Source organism: Pseudomonas sp. 3A(2025) (assembly GCF_054589175.1).
In genome coordinates, this window is sequence record NZ_BAAILM010000025.1 from 43674 (window position 1) to 56918 (window position 13245).

Annotated in this window: 14 protein-coding genes and 1 pseudogene; 5 read left to right on the plus strand and 10 right to left on the minus strand. The window is 61.2% G+C overall.

What is annotated here, in order from left to right; translation table 11 throughout:
* The coding region (locus tag ACYP2A_RS09565) for a flavin reductase family protein (RefSeq protein WP_459744684.1) at positions 1 to 528 on the minus strand (528 nt) is incomplete at its 3' end.
* A gap of 79 nt (positions 529 to 607) precedes the next feature.
* Between ACYP2A_RS09565 and ACYP2A_RS09570 the strand changes: the two genes are divergently transcribed.
* Positions 608 to 1207 carry a nucleotidyltransferase family protein gene (locus tag ACYP2A_RS09570; protein ID WP_459744685.1) on the plus strand — a complete coding sequence of 200 codons (600 nt, stop codon included), beginning with the start codon at positions 608 to 610 and terminating at the stop codon, positions 1205 to 1207.
* Here ACYP2A_RS09570 and ACYP2A_RS09575 read toward each other — a convergent pair.
* From ACYP2A_RS09575 to ACYP2A_RS09600, 6 genes are all read right to left on the minus strand, one after another.
* Entirely contained in the window at positions 1196 to 2164 is a 969-nt protein-coding gene (locus ACYP2A_RS09575; RefSeq protein WP_459744687.1) for an XdhC family protein, read from the minus strand. The two genes, ACYP2A_RS09570 and ACYP2A_RS09575, sit on opposite strands and share 12 nt — an antisense overlap.
* A 5-nt stretch (positions 2165 to 2169) precedes the next feature.
* Complete coding sequence (locus ACYP2A_RS09580) at positions 2170 to 4386, minus strand: xanthine dehydrogenase family protein molybdopterin-binding subunit (RefSeq protein ID WP_459744689.1); 2217 nt, start codon at positions 4384 to 4386, stop codon at positions 2170 to 2172.
* On the minus strand, positions 4383 to 5372 hold the full coding sequence (locus ACYP2A_RS09585; RefSeq protein ID WP_459744690.1) for an FAD binding domain-containing protein: 990 nt from the start codon (positions 5370 to 5372) through the stop codon (positions 4383 to 4385). Before ACYP2A_RS09585 ends, ACYP2A_RS09580 begins: the two co-directional genes overlap by 4 nt.
* Positions 5372 to 6010, minus strand: a complete 639-nt coding sequence (locus ACYP2A_RS09590; protein ID WP_459744692.1) for a (2Fe-2S)-binding protein — start codon at positions 6008 to 6010, stop codon at positions 5372 to 5374. Before ACYP2A_RS09590 ends, ACYP2A_RS09585 begins: the two co-directional genes overlap by 1 nt.
* Positions 6011 to 6592: 582 nt before the next feature.
* Complete coding sequence (locus ACYP2A_RS09595) at positions 6593 to 7051, minus strand: REP-associated tyrosine transposase (protein ID WP_459744693.1); 459 nt, start codon at positions 7049 to 7051, stop codon at positions 6593 to 6595.
* 99 nt (positions 7052 to 7150) lie between these two features.
* Complete coding sequence (locus tag ACYP2A_RS09600) at positions 7151 to 8083, minus strand: DMT family transporter (protein WP_459744694.1); 933 nt, start codon at positions 8081 to 8083, stop codon at positions 7151 to 7153.
* A gap of 141 nt (positions 8084 to 8224) precedes the next feature.
* Here ACYP2A_RS09600 and ACYP2A_RS09605 point away from each other — a divergent pair, with 141 nt between their 5' ends.
* On the plus strand, positions 8225 to 8710 hold the full coding sequence (locus ACYP2A_RS09605) for an Lrp/AsnC family transcriptional regulator (protein WP_459744695.1): 486 nt from the start codon (positions 8225 to 8227) through the stop codon (positions 8708 to 8710).
* Between the two features lie 10 nt (positions 8711 to 8720).
* Here the strand turns inward: ACYP2A_RS09605 and ACYP2A_RS09610 are convergent, their stop codons facing one another.
* Together ACYP2A_RS09610 and ACYP2A_RS09615 are read right to left on the minus strand one after the other, a co-directional pair.
* On the minus strand, positions 8721 to 9158 hold the full coding sequence (locus tag ACYP2A_RS09610) for a YqaA family protein (protein WP_459744697.1): 438 nt from the start codon (positions 9156 to 9158) through the stop codon (positions 8721 to 8723).
* Positions 9159 to 9218: 60 nt separating this feature from the next.
* Positions 9219 to 9917: an RHS repeat-associated core domain-containing protein gene (locus ACYP2A_RS09615; protein ID WP_459744699.1), complete on the minus strand. Its 699-nt coding sequence runs from the start codon at positions 9915 to 9917 to the stop codon at positions 9219 to 9221.
* A gap of 245 nt (positions 9918 to 10162) precedes the next feature.
* Between ACYP2A_RS09615 and hmpA the strand changes: the two genes are divergently transcribed.
* From hmpA to ACYP2A_RS09630, 3 genes are all read left to right on the plus strand, one after another.
* The gene (gene hmpA, locus ACYP2A_RS09620; RefSeq protein ID WP_459744701.1) at positions 10163 to 11344 is read left to right on the plus strand and encodes an NO-inducible flavohemoprotein; all 1182 of its coding nucleotides are present in this window, start codon (positions 10163 to 10165) and stop codon (positions 11342 to 11344) included.
* A gap of 384 nt (positions 11345 to 11728) precedes the next feature.
* Complete coding sequence (locus ACYP2A_RS09625) at positions 11729 to 12001, plus strand: DUF6124 family protein (protein ID WP_459744702.1); 273 nt, start codon at positions 11729 to 11731, stop codon at positions 11999 to 12001.
* A gap of 143 nt (positions 12002 to 12144) precedes the next feature.
* Positions 12145 to 12393, plus strand: coding sequence for a helix-turn-helix domain-containing protein (locus tag ACYP2A_RS09630; protein ID WP_459744950.1), 249 nt, complete (start codon positions 12145 to 12147; stop codon positions 12391 to 12393).
* A 104-nt stretch (positions 12394 to 12497) separates the two neighbouring features.
* On the opposite strand, the pseudogene ACYP2A_RS09635 reads toward ACYP2A_RS09630, so the two are convergent.
* Positions 12498 to 13139, minus strand: a pseudogene (locus ACYP2A_RS09635) (RHS repeat-associated core domain-containing protein); the annotation flags it as partial.
* Positions 13140 to 13245 lie beyond the last annotated feature (106 nt).

The following is a 13245-nucleotide window of genomic DNA, read 5'->3' on the forward strand; positions in this document are numbered from 1 at the left end:
CGCAATGTAGTGCAAGCTGCGCCATTGCGGGTCGGCGTGTTCGAACTGCCAGTGGCCGTCCTTGAACACGCGGTCATCGGCCCAGGCGGCGACCACTTCGCCGATGAACAGGTCATAGGTTTGCTGGTTGTGCGGTTCGGGGATGACTTTACAGATCAGCCAGGCTGAGCAACCGGCCACCAGCGGCGTGTCGAAACCCTCCATGTGCAATAACTCCACGCCACAGCGCGCCAGTTTGTCTGCATCATCGGCCAGGCTCTGGGTGCCCACGGCCTGGGTCAGTTGCAACTGTGCCAGGTTCGGCACCTGCAAGGCGAAATAGCCGCTGCCTTCGACCAGGTGGCGGGTACGGGCGATCTTGTCCAGCACCACGGTGACTTTCGGCGGGGAAAAATCCAGCGCGCAGGCCCAGGCGGCGGCCATGACGTTGTCGACGCCGGCGTGGGTGGCCGACACCAGAACGGTCGGGCCATGGTTGAGCAGGCGGTAGGCCTTTTCCAGTTCAACGGGGCGAATGTGCGGGTTCATCGATACGCTCTCGGGATGTGCAGGCTTGTTCAGACCTGCAAAGATGCCACAGTTGCGGCCCTATCAGAGCGTTTCAAACATGAACAATGACACCCTTTCCCCGCCGGTAATTGCCCTGTTGCTGGCGGCTGGCAGCAGCCGGCGCTTTGGCAGCGACAAGCGTCAGGCACGCCTGCCGTGTGGCCGCAGCGTATTGCAGGTGAGCCTGGACACGGCATTGCGCGTGTTCGGCGAAGTGCGTGTGGTGCTGCGCGAAACAGACGATGCCAACGCCTTGGGCATCGCCGCGACGGTGCCGGTGGTGCGCAGCCCGCAGGCCGAACTGGGCATGGGCCACAGCCTGGCGAGCGGCATGGCGGCACTGGGCGATTCGGGTGCGCAGGCGGTCGCTATTCTGCTGGCCGACATGCCGTGGTTAAAAACCGAGACACTGTTGACCCTGGCCGCGCACGCTGACCCGCAGCGCATCGTCATGCCGATGCATGACGGGCAGCAAGGCCATCCGGTGATCATCGGCCGGGCATTCTGGCCGTTGCTTGAACACCTGAGCGGCGACAAGGGCGCCAAAGCCGTGATCAGCGCTCATCCGCAGGCGTGCATCCGCCTGCAGACCGATGATCCCGGTGTGCTGCTGGATGCCGACACACCGGCCGCCCTGGCTGCTGCTTCAAAGCTGTAAGCGGTCAACGCCGTTGGCGGTACGCAAGACATCGGCCATCACCGCCAGCGCGATTTCGGCCGGTGTCTTGCTGCCCAGATTCAAACCAATGGGCGCATGAATGCGCGCCAGTGCCGCTGCATCCAGATTGCCAATGCGGGTCAGGCGTTCCAGGCGCTTGTGGCTGGTCTGCCGCGAGCCCATGGCGCCAATGTAGAACGCCTCGGTGCGCACCGCTTCGAGCAAGGTCAGGTCGTCCAGGCGCGGGTCATGGGTCAACGCCACCACCGCCGTCGACGCATGGCAGCCGCCGTCGGCGATAAACACCGCCGGCAGCACCGGGCAGACCTCGACACCGGGCAAGGAAAAACCGGCCAGGACCTCGGGACGCGGGTCGCAGACGATGACTTCATAGCCCATGCTCAGGGCAAAGCCTGCGCAAAACTCGGCCACCGGCGACAGCCCGGCGAGCAACAGCCGCTGCACCGCGCCAATGCGGATGGTCGCGGTATCGTTGTCGACCTGAACCCGTGCCTGGCCCATTTCTCCTGCGACCAAGCCGGGTTGCACGCTGCCCGGCCCGACCACGCGCCGCAGCAGCCCGCGACCGCTCAAGGCCTGTTCAACCTGAGCCAGGTGCGCCTGAATCGCGTCGCCGGGCGTCAGGTACTCGACCAGCACATCCAGCACCCCACCACACGGCAAGGCCAGATTCGGGGCAAGGCCACCGACGCCATAACGCACCTGCTGGTTGCTGGGCGCAAACGCGCCCTGCGCCAGCCGCTCGAGAAAGTCTTCCTCGATGCAACCACCCGACAGCGAGCCACGATGCTCGCCGCTGGATAACGCCACCAGCATCGCGCCCGGACCCCGCGGCGCCGAGCCGTAGGTCGAGAGCACGGTGCACAGCCACACCGGCTTGTCTGCGGCCAACCAGTCGCGGGCCTGTTGCACGACTTGCAAGTCGAGCTGTTTCATCGGCGTCAGACTCCGGCCATCAGTTTTTCCTTGGTGATCGGCAGGTCGCGAATGCGCTTGCCGGTGGCGTGGTACACCGCGTTGGCGACAGCGGCGGCCAGCCCGGTAATACCAATTTCGCCAATGCCACGGGCACCGAACTCATTGAGATTGAGGTCTGGATAATCGAGCAGGATCACCTCGATTTCCGGTTGGTCGGCGTGCACCGGCACCACGTATTCGGCGTAGTTGTCGTTGACCGCCATGCCGGTGCGCGGGTCGTACTCGGTGGCCTCGAACAGCGACATGCCGATGGCCATGACAATAGCGCCCTCGACCTGATTGCGTGCCGCCAGCGGGTTGACCACCTTGCCGACATCGATGGCACTGACCACCCGCGACACGCGCAGGCGCGAGATGCCCGGATCCCAGCGCACCTCGACAAAGTGCGCGCCGAACGAGCGGAACGAGAATTGCTTGGCATTCTTCTGTTCGCTGTGATGCGTGCCATCGGCACGGGCCAGGCGTTGCTGCTCCAGCACCTTGGCAAAGCTGATACGGCGCTCACCCTTGACCAGATGGCCGTCCTGCACCTCAAGGCTGTCCGGTTTTTCGCCGGCAAAAAAGCCTTTCTCGGTGACCGCGTAGCTGCGCAGTTTGTCCAGTGCCTGACGGGTGGCACCGGCCAGCGCCGGCATGATGCTGGCGGTTACCCAACTGCCGCCCGACACCGGGCCCGGCACAAAGGACGAATTGCCCAGTTGCACCTCGACCTTGTCCATCGGCAGGCCGGTCAGCTCGCTGATGGTCTGGGCGACGATGGTGTAAGTGCCGGTGCCGATGTCTTGCACGCCACACTGCACCAGTGCCGTGCCATTGGCCTGCAGGCTGACCCGCGCTTCGGTTGGCACCTGAAAGGCTTCCCAGTTACAGGCACCGATGCCGTAACCGATGATCTCGTCACCGTCGCGCATGGCGCCGACCTGCGGCTTGCGTTGCTCCCAGCCAAAACGCCTGGCGGCCTGCTCGATGGCTTCGGGCAAGTGATTGCTCGACCACGGCAGGTCACTGCTTTCATCGCGGTTGGCCAGGTTCAGTTGACGAAAGGCAAGAGGGTCCATGTTGGCCGCCAGGGCCATTTCGTCGATCGCCGACTCCAGGGCAAACAGCCCGGGCGCTGCGCCGGGTGCGCGCATCGAGGTGGGCGTACCGCGATTGACCGGGCTGGTGTGATGGCTGACCAGCACGTTGGGACAGCTATAAAGGCTCTTGGTCACGCTGCCACAGGTTTCGGTGTAGACATCCACGGTCGAGGTGCTGTTATACGACTCATGACTGAGCGCCACCAGCTTGCCGGCGGCATCGGTGGCCAGACGCAGGCGTTGCCGGGTCTCGGGCCGATGGCCGACGGTGCTAAACATCTGCGCACGCGGCAGCATCAACTGCACCGGGCGACCGGTGACCCGCGCCGCCGCGCAGGCTGCAATCGAATGCGGCCATGGCCACAGCTTGCCGCCAAAGCCTGAACCAATGAACGGTGCACGCACCTCGACCTGCTCCGGGTTCAGGTCGAAGACATTGGCCAGAAAGTTGCGGTGATTGACCACGCCCTGGGTGCTTTCTTCGACGTACAGCCGGCCATCCTGCCAACGCGCCGTGGTGGCGTGCATCTCCATCGGGTTATGGGTTTCGACCGGCGTGGTGTAGGTCACGTCGATGCGCTTGGCCGCGTCCTTGAAGGCGTCATCCGGCTGGCCACGTTTATGCGTGCCTTCGGCTTCCTTGGCACCGTGCAGGCGCATACCCTGCTCCAGCGACTTGACCGCGTCCTGCGCTTCATAACGCACCTTCACCGCACGGGCGGCAGCGCGGGCCTGCTCAAAAGTGTTGGCCACCACCAGGGCGACGAACTGGCCGGGGTAATAGACCTGATCGTCTTCGAACGGCAGACGGTGCTCATCGGTCTTGCTGGCGCTGAGAATGGTGTCGAAGCTCATGGCGGTTTCCGGCGTGCGATGCAAACGCGGGACATTGCCATGGTGAAGAATCTCGACCACGCCGGGCAGGGTTCGCGCGGCGGCGTCATCGATCGCCAGAATACGACCGCGGGCCACTGTGCTGTAGACGCCATAGGCGAACAGCATGCCGTCCTGCGGATAGTCCGCCGCGTAGCGCGCCTGACCACTGACTTTCAGTCGTCCGTCGATGCGTTTCTGGGCTTTACCAATCGGGGACTGACTCATGACAACTCCTTGGCCGTGAGATCACGGAGGTTGCGAACAATGACCTGCTGGCCAAGCGGAATCTTGAATGCGTTGTGCTCGTAGGGCTTGGCGCCCTGCAAGGCGAGTTGCGCGACTTTTTCGAACAGTTGCAGCGACGCTGGCTGACCGATCAATGCCCGTTCGGCTTCCACCGCTCGCCAGGGCTTGGTGCCGACACCGCCCAAAGCCACGCGGGCGTCAGTGATTTTCTTGCCGTCGAGCACCACCACGACCGCGCTGGATGCGAGGGCAAACTGGTAAGAGGTGCGGTCGCGCAGTTTCAGGTAGGCCGAGCGGCTGCCGGCCAGCGGTGCATCCAGGGTCACGTGGGTGATCAGTTCGCCAGGTTGCAGTGCATGCTCGCGCCACGGCGTGTCACCCGGCAGCAGGTGAAAATCGGCGAAAGGAATGTCGCGCGATCCCTGCTTGCCCTGCACCGTGACCTGCGCACCGAGTGCGGCCATGGCCACACACATGTCCGAAGGGTGGCTGGCGATGCACTGGTCGCTGGTGCCCAGCACCGCGTGCACGCTGCGATTCAGCCCGTCGATGGCGGCGCAGCCGGAACCCGGCTGACGTTTGTTGCAAGCCGAAATACCGTCACGAAAGTAATTGCAGCGCACCCGCTGCATGACATTGCCGCCGGTGGTGGCCTTGTTGCGCAAGGCGGTGCTGGCGCCTTGCAGAATCGCCTGGGCCAGCACCGGGTAGTGCTCACGCACCCGCGCGTGGTTGGCCAGCTCGGTGTTGCTGACCAACGTGCCAATGCGCAGGCGACCGTCGCTCAATGGTTCGATCTGCTTGAGCGCCAGGCGGTTGATGTCCACCAGTTGCGCGGGTTGCATGATATCGAGCTTGACCAGATCGAGCAGCGTGGTGCCGCCGGCCAGATAGACGCTATGCTCGCCGGCGGCGGTAATGGCCTGGGCCGGCGAGGCGGCGCGGGCATAGTCAAAGGTACGCATCAGACCGCCCTCCCCAGCTTGCCCCGCGCCGATTGCACGGCGGCGAGGATGTTCTTGTAGGCGCCGCAACGGCAGATATTGCCGCTCATGGCCTCGCGCACGCTGGCGTCATCGGCGGGAATGTTCGGGTCGTTGAGAATCGCCACCGCGCTCATGATCTGCCCCGAGGTGCAATAACCGCACTGGTAGGCATCGTGCTCCCAGAAGGCTTCCTGCACCGGGTGCAACTTGCCGTTTTCGGCCAGGCCTTCGATGGTGGTGATCTCGTCACCGTCGTGCTGTACCGCAATCGACAGGCACGAATTGATCGCCACGCCATTGACCAGCAGGGTGCAGGCACCGCACTGGCCGTGGTCGCAGCCTTTCTTGGTGCCGGTCAGTTGCAGGCGGTCGCGCAGCACATCGAGCAGAATGGCGTTGGCCGGCACGTTCAGGCGATGAGACTGGCCGTTGACCTTGAGCACGATAGTCTGCTCGCCGGGGGCCGGGGCCTGGTTGCTCCCGGTAGCGGGCGGTGTTTGCGCGGCCTGGGCATTGTGTTCCGGCACCCAGGTGCCAATGCCGGCGGCAGCAAGGCCCGAGGCACCGACCTGCAAAAAGCGCCGACGAGAAGATTGCAGGGTTATGGGTTCTTTCATCAGGATCACCGTTCAAGGGTGCGCTCACGGGGCGCATAGGGTCGGCGGGCGGCGATACGTGTCGCCACCTGTCCAGTAACCGGTCCCTTGAGTCGACCTGACGTCGGTGAATAGATTCAGCGAAAGTTATACATGGCCTGCCAAGTGGCAACGCTGTCGCGCAGTAGGAGGGAGCTCTGCCGGAATGCCGGACCATCGCGATCGGCTGCGTTAGCAATTCGTAAAATGTCAGCGTTTCAGAAATTTCTGTGAGCGCTTCGCGCTCAATCGCCAGCAGAGCTGCCTCCTACAAGTTGTGTTTTTAATTCAATAAAATCAATAACTTATTTTATTTTTGATGAGAGATCGCCCGTCGCCTTGGCGCCGCGCTGTCGCGCAGCAAACACGGGCCTGTAGGAGGGAGCTCTGCTCGCGATCGGCTGCGCAGCAGTCGTAAATATTCAGCGTTTCGCAGATTCCTGTGAGCGCTTCGCGCTCAATCGCCAGCAGAGCTGCCTCCTACAAGTCAAGTGGTGTTTTTTAAATTAATAAAATCAATAACTTATTTTATTTTTGACGAGAGGCTGCTCTGCAAGCGAAGAGCTAGAGCCAGGCCGCATCCCAAAGCGGATAGTCGCGTACGCTTTTAACCAGGCCTGCGCGGACAGGGTTGGCGATGATGTAGCGCGCAAAGTGCACAAGATCCTTTTCCTGACGAACCGCCTTGTCGTGGTAGCTATCCTGCCAGACCTTGCCTTTTCGGCTGTTTGCCTTGTTCACGGCCTTCGCCGTTTTCGATTTCACTCTTTGCATGACGCTGGCCAGTGAGCCGGAACGCAATTCGAACAGCCAGTGAAGATGATCGGGCATGACGACCCAGGCCAGCGAGCGAACCAGCCCCGATTCATGCGCCTGTTTCAGCTCGCTCACCAGCAAGCGTCCTGTCGACCATTGGGCAAATACACGCTCTCTGGCGAAGGTTGTAGCCGTCACCAGGTATATTTGGCCTGTTTGCGAAAAGCGACCGATACGCAGATCGGATAATCGTGATTTTTTGAGCATTCCTTTGCCCCCGTAGTGCTTGATATGAGGAGGCGAATGTAAGGCCTTGCAACAGGGTTTGCGCGGTCAGGGTTTGGCAAGGTATTGCAGAGCGGCCTTCTAACGGCGCTTGACCGTGACGATGAGGATGCCGCCGAGAATCGCCAGCAGGCCGACGATGAGTGCGCCGGTCAGTTGTTCGCCCATGAACACCACCGACATCAGCAACCCCACCACCGGTACGCCGAGCATGGCCGTAGACATGCTGGTGCTGGTCAGCCACATGCTTGCGGCATTGACCGCACAAAAACAGAACGCGGTGGCCAGCGGCCCCATGAACAGCATGATCTGCCACAGCGTCCAGGAACCGTCGCCGGTGAACGCGCCTTCTACCGAGTACGCCAGCACCAGCAACGGCAGGGTCGCGGTGAGCATCTGCCACGGTGCCAGTTGATAGGCGCTGGCTTCGGGGCGCGAGTGGCGCAGGTGCAGGATGCACAGCGCCCAGCACAGCGAAGCGCCGATCAGCATCAGGTTGGCCTTGAGCAGCGCGGTGTTGCTCCAGTCCAACGTCAACGGGTTGAACAGCACACCGACGCCGATGCCGCCCAGCAGCGTGCCGGCCAACTGGCGCCGGGACAGCCGCTCGCCAAACAGAGTCACGGCAATCGGCGTCACCCACAGTGGCGTGGTGTAGGCCAGCACCGCCGAGCGCCCGGCCGGCACCTCGGTCATGGCCATGGCACCGAGCACGGTGAAGGTGAGCATTTGCAGCAGGCCGACACTGAGGATCAACGGCAGGTCGCGGCGGGTCGGCATGCGCAGCGTGCCGGTGGCCAGTTGCAAGGCGAACAGGCACAAGGCGCCGGCCGCAAAGCGCAGCGCCGAGAACCAGATGGGCGTGATGTGCTGCAAACCGGTTTTCATCACCGGCCAGTTGGCGCCCCAGATCACGATTGCCAGCACCAGCAGTGCCACGCCCTTGACCTGCGGCGAGGCCCACAGGCCACTGGTTACATGCACGGCAGCGCCGGTTTTGCTTGCGTTGATCATGCTGCCCTCTAAACGGCTGATTACTGTCAGAGGGGAATTTTATGCAAGCACCGGGAGAGTTTTTTTCCTGCTTTACCTGCCAGCCAAGCCTTTTGAAGCATTACCATCTGCACAATTACGATTTTGCAGAGGTTTATTCTCTTGAAGAAGCTCGACCGTACCGACATCAGCCTGCTCGACAGCCTGCAACGTGACGCCAGCATCACCAACGCCGAACTGGGCCGCTCGGTGAACCTGTCGCCCACGCCGTGTTTCAACCGGGTCAAATCGATGCAGGAAGCCGGGCTGATCAAGGGCCAGGTGACTCTGCTGGACCCGAAAGTGCTGGGCCTGGACCTCAACGTGTTCATTCACGTGAGCCTGGAAAAGCAGGACGAAGGCGCCTTGCAACGCTTCGAGGCCGCCGTGGCCGGGCGTCCGGAAGTGATGGAGTGCTACTTGATGACCGGCGACGCCGACTACCTGCTGCGCATTCTGGTGCCGAACATTCATGCGCTGGAGCGCTTCATTCTTGAGCACCTGACCAAGGTGCCGGGGGTGGCCAATATCCGCTCCAGCTTTGCCCTCAAGCAGGTGCTGTACAAGACCGCCCTGCCCTTGCCACCGGACGGGTTGACGCTGCGCTGACGCCGCCGCGTTAAATCACGTGCAGCGTGATCAGGGCAACGACCAGATAACGCACGCCCTTGGCAACAGTGACGATCAGGGTGAAGCGCCATAGCGGCTCGCCCATGACGCCGGCCACCACGGTGAATGCATCACCGATCACCGGTACCCAGCTCAGTAGCAACGACCAGTAGCCGTAGCGGCTGTAATGCACGCGGGCCTGGTCCAGCCGTGCTTCGCTGACCGGAAACCAGCGCTTGTGGCGCAGGCGTTCGACCGAGCGGCCCATCAGCCAGTTGAGCATCGAACCCAGTACATTGCCTGCCGTGGCGACCAGCAACAGCAGCCAGGCCAGGTAGTGCCCAGACAGCAACATGGCGACCAGCACGGCTTCCGATTGCATGGGCAGCAGGGTCGCGGCGCCGAAAGCTGCGAAAAACAGGCCCAGATAGCTGGAGAGTTCGAACATCCGGAAGATGCCACAGCACGATAGAGGGTGGGCATCGTAGCGTGTTTCTGCCGGTGAGATTCAGTCTGTTCTGATTGACTGCGCTGATAAATAGGGTGAAGTCCGCGGTATAACCTCTACGTCGTTCAACTGCACATTCAGGGGGGCCAGGCGTCGAGAGATGGCGATGCCCAGACGGGAATCCCTCAAGGTTTTAAACGTTTTATAAGCCTTTCGGGTCGTGTCTACTGCCGTTAATACTGCGGCTCCCGCCTTTATCACCACAGCGCCGGATGCAAAGCCTGCCGTGTGCATCACAACCCCCGTCCCCATCGTCAGGTAGGCCGCCTGATAAAACCGGGTTGTCAGGGTCGGTGGCCGTGAACTGAAAAAAGCCTGCACCAGTTTTCTCGTATGCCGAGCGGCTGTTTTAAACAGGCTGAACGCGGCGGGAAGCATGTGAATGAATCGCCCGCTCGGATCTGAAAAATTGACAGGGTCACCCTGACAATAGGCATACGCATTCAATCCGCCTTTACCAAACGGACTCAACGTGTCCGGCGTATGAAAGCGCCTCAGTACCGGGTTGTAGACCCGGTGGCCATTGCCCAGGTGATACCAGCCCGTCGGTGTTTCTCGCCGTTGTCCGTTGAAACCCAGGGTGGCGTCGACAGGCCGTTGTGCGCTTTGAACACCATAGGGCGTATACGCCAGTCGATTGGCGCTCCCGGACTTCAGTTCAGCCAGCACGCTGTTACTCGCATCGGTCGCCAATAACATGAGGAGCCTCTGCAAACGTGGAGCGCAAGAAGAGAGGTTATCCCTTTCAGGGCGCCAGCATCACTGGCAAATCTGACAGGTTCGGGCGGCCAGAGTCGAAATGACCACTCCAGGTCATTTCGACCACAACTGCTCCATGGTCTTTATGACATCAACCTCCTGCAACCCTTGATTCACGGGCCTTTTCGCTCTGGCACGGATGTTGACTCTGTACTGGCAACCGTTCACTGCCCAGGAGTTATTCCATGTTCACCGACTCACAACGCGCGATCATCAAGGCCACTGTGCCGCTGCTGGAATCGGGTGGCGAAGCGTTGACCACCCACTTCTATAAAATGATGCTCGACGAATACCCCGAGGTGCGGCCGCTGTTCAATCAGGCCAACCAGGCCACGGGCGCACAACCCCGTGCGCTGGCCAACGCGGTATTGATGTACGCCCGCCACATCGATCGTCTGGAAGCCCTGGGGCCGCTGGTGGGCCAGATCGTCAACAAGCACGTGGCGTTGCAGATTCTGCCCGAGCACTACCCCATCGTTGGCACCTGCCTGTTGCGCGCGATTCGTGAAGTGCTGGGGGCCGAGATCGCCACCGATGCGGTGATCGACGCCTGGGCCGAGGCCTACGGCCAACTGGCCGGTATCCTGATCGGTGCCGAAGAGGCCGCCTACCAGCACAACGAAAGCGCCAAGGGCGGCTGGCGCGGGGCGCGGGTGTTCAAGGTGGCGCGCAAAGAGCAGGAAAGCGCGCAGATCACCTCGTTTTACTTCGAGCCCGAAGACGGTGGTGCGGTGGTCGATTACGCACCGGGCCAGTATCTGGGCATCAAACTGACTGTCGATGGCCAGGAAGTGCGGCGCAATTATTCACTGTCGGCGCAGGCCAACGGACGCAGCTACCGCATCAGCGTCAAGCGTGATGAACGGGGCGTGGTATCGCGCCACTTGCATGACCAGGTACAGGTCGGCGACCGGGTCGAGCTGTTCCCGCCCGCCGGCGATTTCACCTTGCAGGCATCAACGCGGGCGCTGGTGCTGATCAGCGCGGGGGTTGGCATCACCCCGACACTGGCGATGCTCGAAGCTGCCCTGCCGAGCGGCCGGCCGATCACCTTCATCCACAGCGCCCGCAATGCCAGTGCCCAGGCGTTCCGGCCATGGCTGGAAGCGCTGCAAGCCCGGCATCCGCAACTGGCTTGCCACTTCTGCTACAGCCAGCCCGAGCGCGGCGACCGCTTCGATGCGCAAGGCCGCCTGAAGCGGGAAGTGCTGGGAAACTGGCTGCCGGCCAACCGTGATGTGGACGCTTACTTTCTGGGGCCGGTCGGGTTCATGGCCAGTGTCAAACGCGACCTGGAGGCACTGGGCGTGCCTGAAGCGCAGAGCCATTACGAGTTTTTCGGGCCGGCCGGGCAATTGCCGGTTTGAGGGTGGCGGGTGGGTTCTGGACTGACTGACACGTTTTTTAACGGTAATCCGACACAAGATTGCAAGAAGCCTCTCTTTCCATTGAAGGAAATTTCCGAGAAAATCCCGGCCGCTTGCGCACCTCCGTTTCGGTCACTAGGCTGCCTGCCGTCACGGGGTTTTTCCCGTGACAAGGGCTTGGCCGCCTGTGGATATGGAGTTGCGTAAGACGTCGTCGCGGATGCTGCTTTTCCGCGCCTGCGTGTTATGGCAACTGTGCAAGGGACACCTTCGGGTGTGCCGGTTTTGACTCCATACCCGGTCGGCCAACCCTTGTGCAGTTGCCACCCGATCCGTTTGGCCGCGGATCAGTGGCGACTTCAATCAACAACACGGAGTCACACCATGAAAAAAATCGTCCCCGACCCACCTGTCCTCAGCCTCGTTCCACCCCCTCAACCGTCCATGCTCGTCTTCGAAGATGCGTTGATCCATGTCTCGGACCTGCTGCACAGCGCGCATGCCACCGCCTATGAAAGCGCCGATAACCTGCACGGCCAGCAGCGTGCCCTGGGCATGGCAACCACGCATCTGATTATCCAGGCCCAGGACCTGATCGATCTGATCATCGATCACCTTCAGGTCAGGCCACCTGCGGCACCGCCCGCCAACGAGTAACGCCGCAGCGCAGGAGCGCGTCGTCCGGGCGCTCCTGCAACGCCAGTGTCATTTCTGTCAGGTTTCAGGCCGGGTACGCGGCGCTATGCTGCGGGCTGATTTCCATGGATGAGGAAATGACGATGGATCGCAGCCACACAACGATGTTCAACGGTGCAGTGACCTGCCTGGGTCATGAGCCCTGCTTACCGATCAAGCTCACACCGAAGGAAATGGAAACCTTGCAGTGGGCTGTCAGGGGCAAGACCGCCTGGGAGATTTCCCGTATTCAGGGCCGCAGTGAAGCGACGATCAATTTCCACCTGTGCAATATCCGCCGCAAGTTTGGGGTCAATACCTTGTGCGCGGCATTGATGCGGGCGATCGAGTTGCGGGTGGTGCGGGTGGGATGACAGTAACGGCCCTGATTGCTTGCCAGGCACGTGTAATCAAGGCGGTCATGCGTTGCCTGGCCGCCTTGTACCCGCCTCATCGTATTCAGTCCGCACCGCCACGATTACCGGTACAGATTCTGTGGCCTTGGGCCTTGCCCCCTGATGCTGGCCTCGATATTTCTCAAATCGGGACTCACGCCTTCTGCCGACCTCACTGGCTGTGCGCTGATTTCTTTGAGCTTTTTCTTAATTAGTTTGCGAGCGTCTTTAGTGATACCTGGCTGTCCCATATGATTTTTTGCAAACTGTCCAGCAGCGCGATAAGCATCACGCAGCGGACGCAAAGAACTTCTCCCACCGTTAAAGAACTCATAAGCCAAAATATCATCAGACAGGCTTTGCTCAACCTTACTGAGATTACTTGAATCCGCGTGTTTCAATGTTTTCAGAGTGGCCCCTTGCACTTTATAACTTGGTGTGAAGGTTAATAGCTCAGGTATTTCAGCCGCCTGCTCCGACAGCGTGGTCACTGTCGGACGAACCTTGATAGCCCGCAAAAACTCCGACACGAATCCATGCCCCGTCGGGTCCACCTGATTCACCGGGTCCCCGCCGCAATACATATAGGCATTCAACCCGCCCTTATCGAACGGACTCAGGCTGTCCGGGCTGTGAAAACGCATTAGCACCGGGTTATAGGCTCGATAACCATTGCCCAGTAGTTGCCAGCCCGTGGCCAGCTCGTGAAACTCACCCTTGAATCCCGTGCACGTCCGCGCACCGGCACGTTGTGAAGGGGCCACGTTTTCAGAAGCGGTGCTGCGGTTTGAAGATGAACCGGAACTGACGCGGTTCACAGTAGATTCGGAG

What these genes read in the sequence shown, in the direction of transcription:
- ACYP2A_RS09575 (WP_459744687.1), bottom strand. Translation starts at nt 2,164, where the DNA reads ATGAAACAGCTCGACTTGCAAGTCGTGCAACAGGCCCGCGACTGGTTG.
- ACYP2A_RS09570 (WP_459744685.1), top strand. Translation starts at nt 608, where the DNA reads ATGAACAATGACACCCTTTCCCCGCCGGTAATTGCCCTGTTGCTGGCG.
- ACYP2A_RS09585 (WP_459744690.1), bottom strand. Translation starts at nt 5,372, where the DNA reads ATGCGTACCTTTGACTATGCCCGCGCCGCCTCGCCGGCCCAGGCCATT.
- ACYP2A_RS09590 (WP_459744692.1), bottom strand. Translation starts at nt 6,010, where the DNA reads ATGAAAGAACCCATAACCCTGCAATCTTCTCGTCGGCGCTTTTTGCAG.
- ACYP2A_RS09615 (WP_459744699.1), bottom strand. Translation starts at nt 9,917, where the DNA reads ATGTTATTGGCGACCGATGCGAGTAACAGCGTGCTGGCTGAACTGAAG.
- ACYP2A_RS09600 (WP_459744694.1), bottom strand. Translation starts at nt 8,083, where the DNA reads ATGATCAACGCAAGCAAAACCGGCGCTGCCGTGCATGTAACCAGTGGC.
- ACYP2A_RS09625 (WP_459744702.1), top strand. Translation starts at nt 11,729, where the DNA reads ATGAAAAAAATCGTCCCCGACCCACCTGTCCTCAGCCTCGTTCCACCC.
- ACYP2A_RS09580 (WP_459744689.1), bottom strand. Translation starts at nt 4,386, where the DNA reads ATGAGTCAGTCCCCGATTGGTAAAGCCCAGAAACGCATCGACGGACGA.
- ACYP2A_RS09595 (WP_459744693.1), bottom strand. Translation starts at nt 7,051, where the DNA reads ATGCTCAAAAAATCACGATTATCCGATCTGCGTATCGGTCGCTTTTCG.
- hmpA (WP_459744701.1), top strand. Translation starts at nt 10,163, where the DNA reads ATGTTCACCGACTCACAACGCGCGATCATCAAGGCCACTGTGCCGCTG.
- ACYP2A_RS09610 (WP_459744697.1), bottom strand. Translation starts at nt 9,158, where the DNA reads ATGTTCGAACTCTCCAGCTATCTGGGCCTGTTTTTCGCAGCTTTCGGC.
- ACYP2A_RS09630 (WP_459744950.1), top strand. Translation starts at nt 12,145, where the DNA reads ATGTTCAACGGTGCAGTGACCTGCCTGGGTCATGAGCCCTGCTTACCG.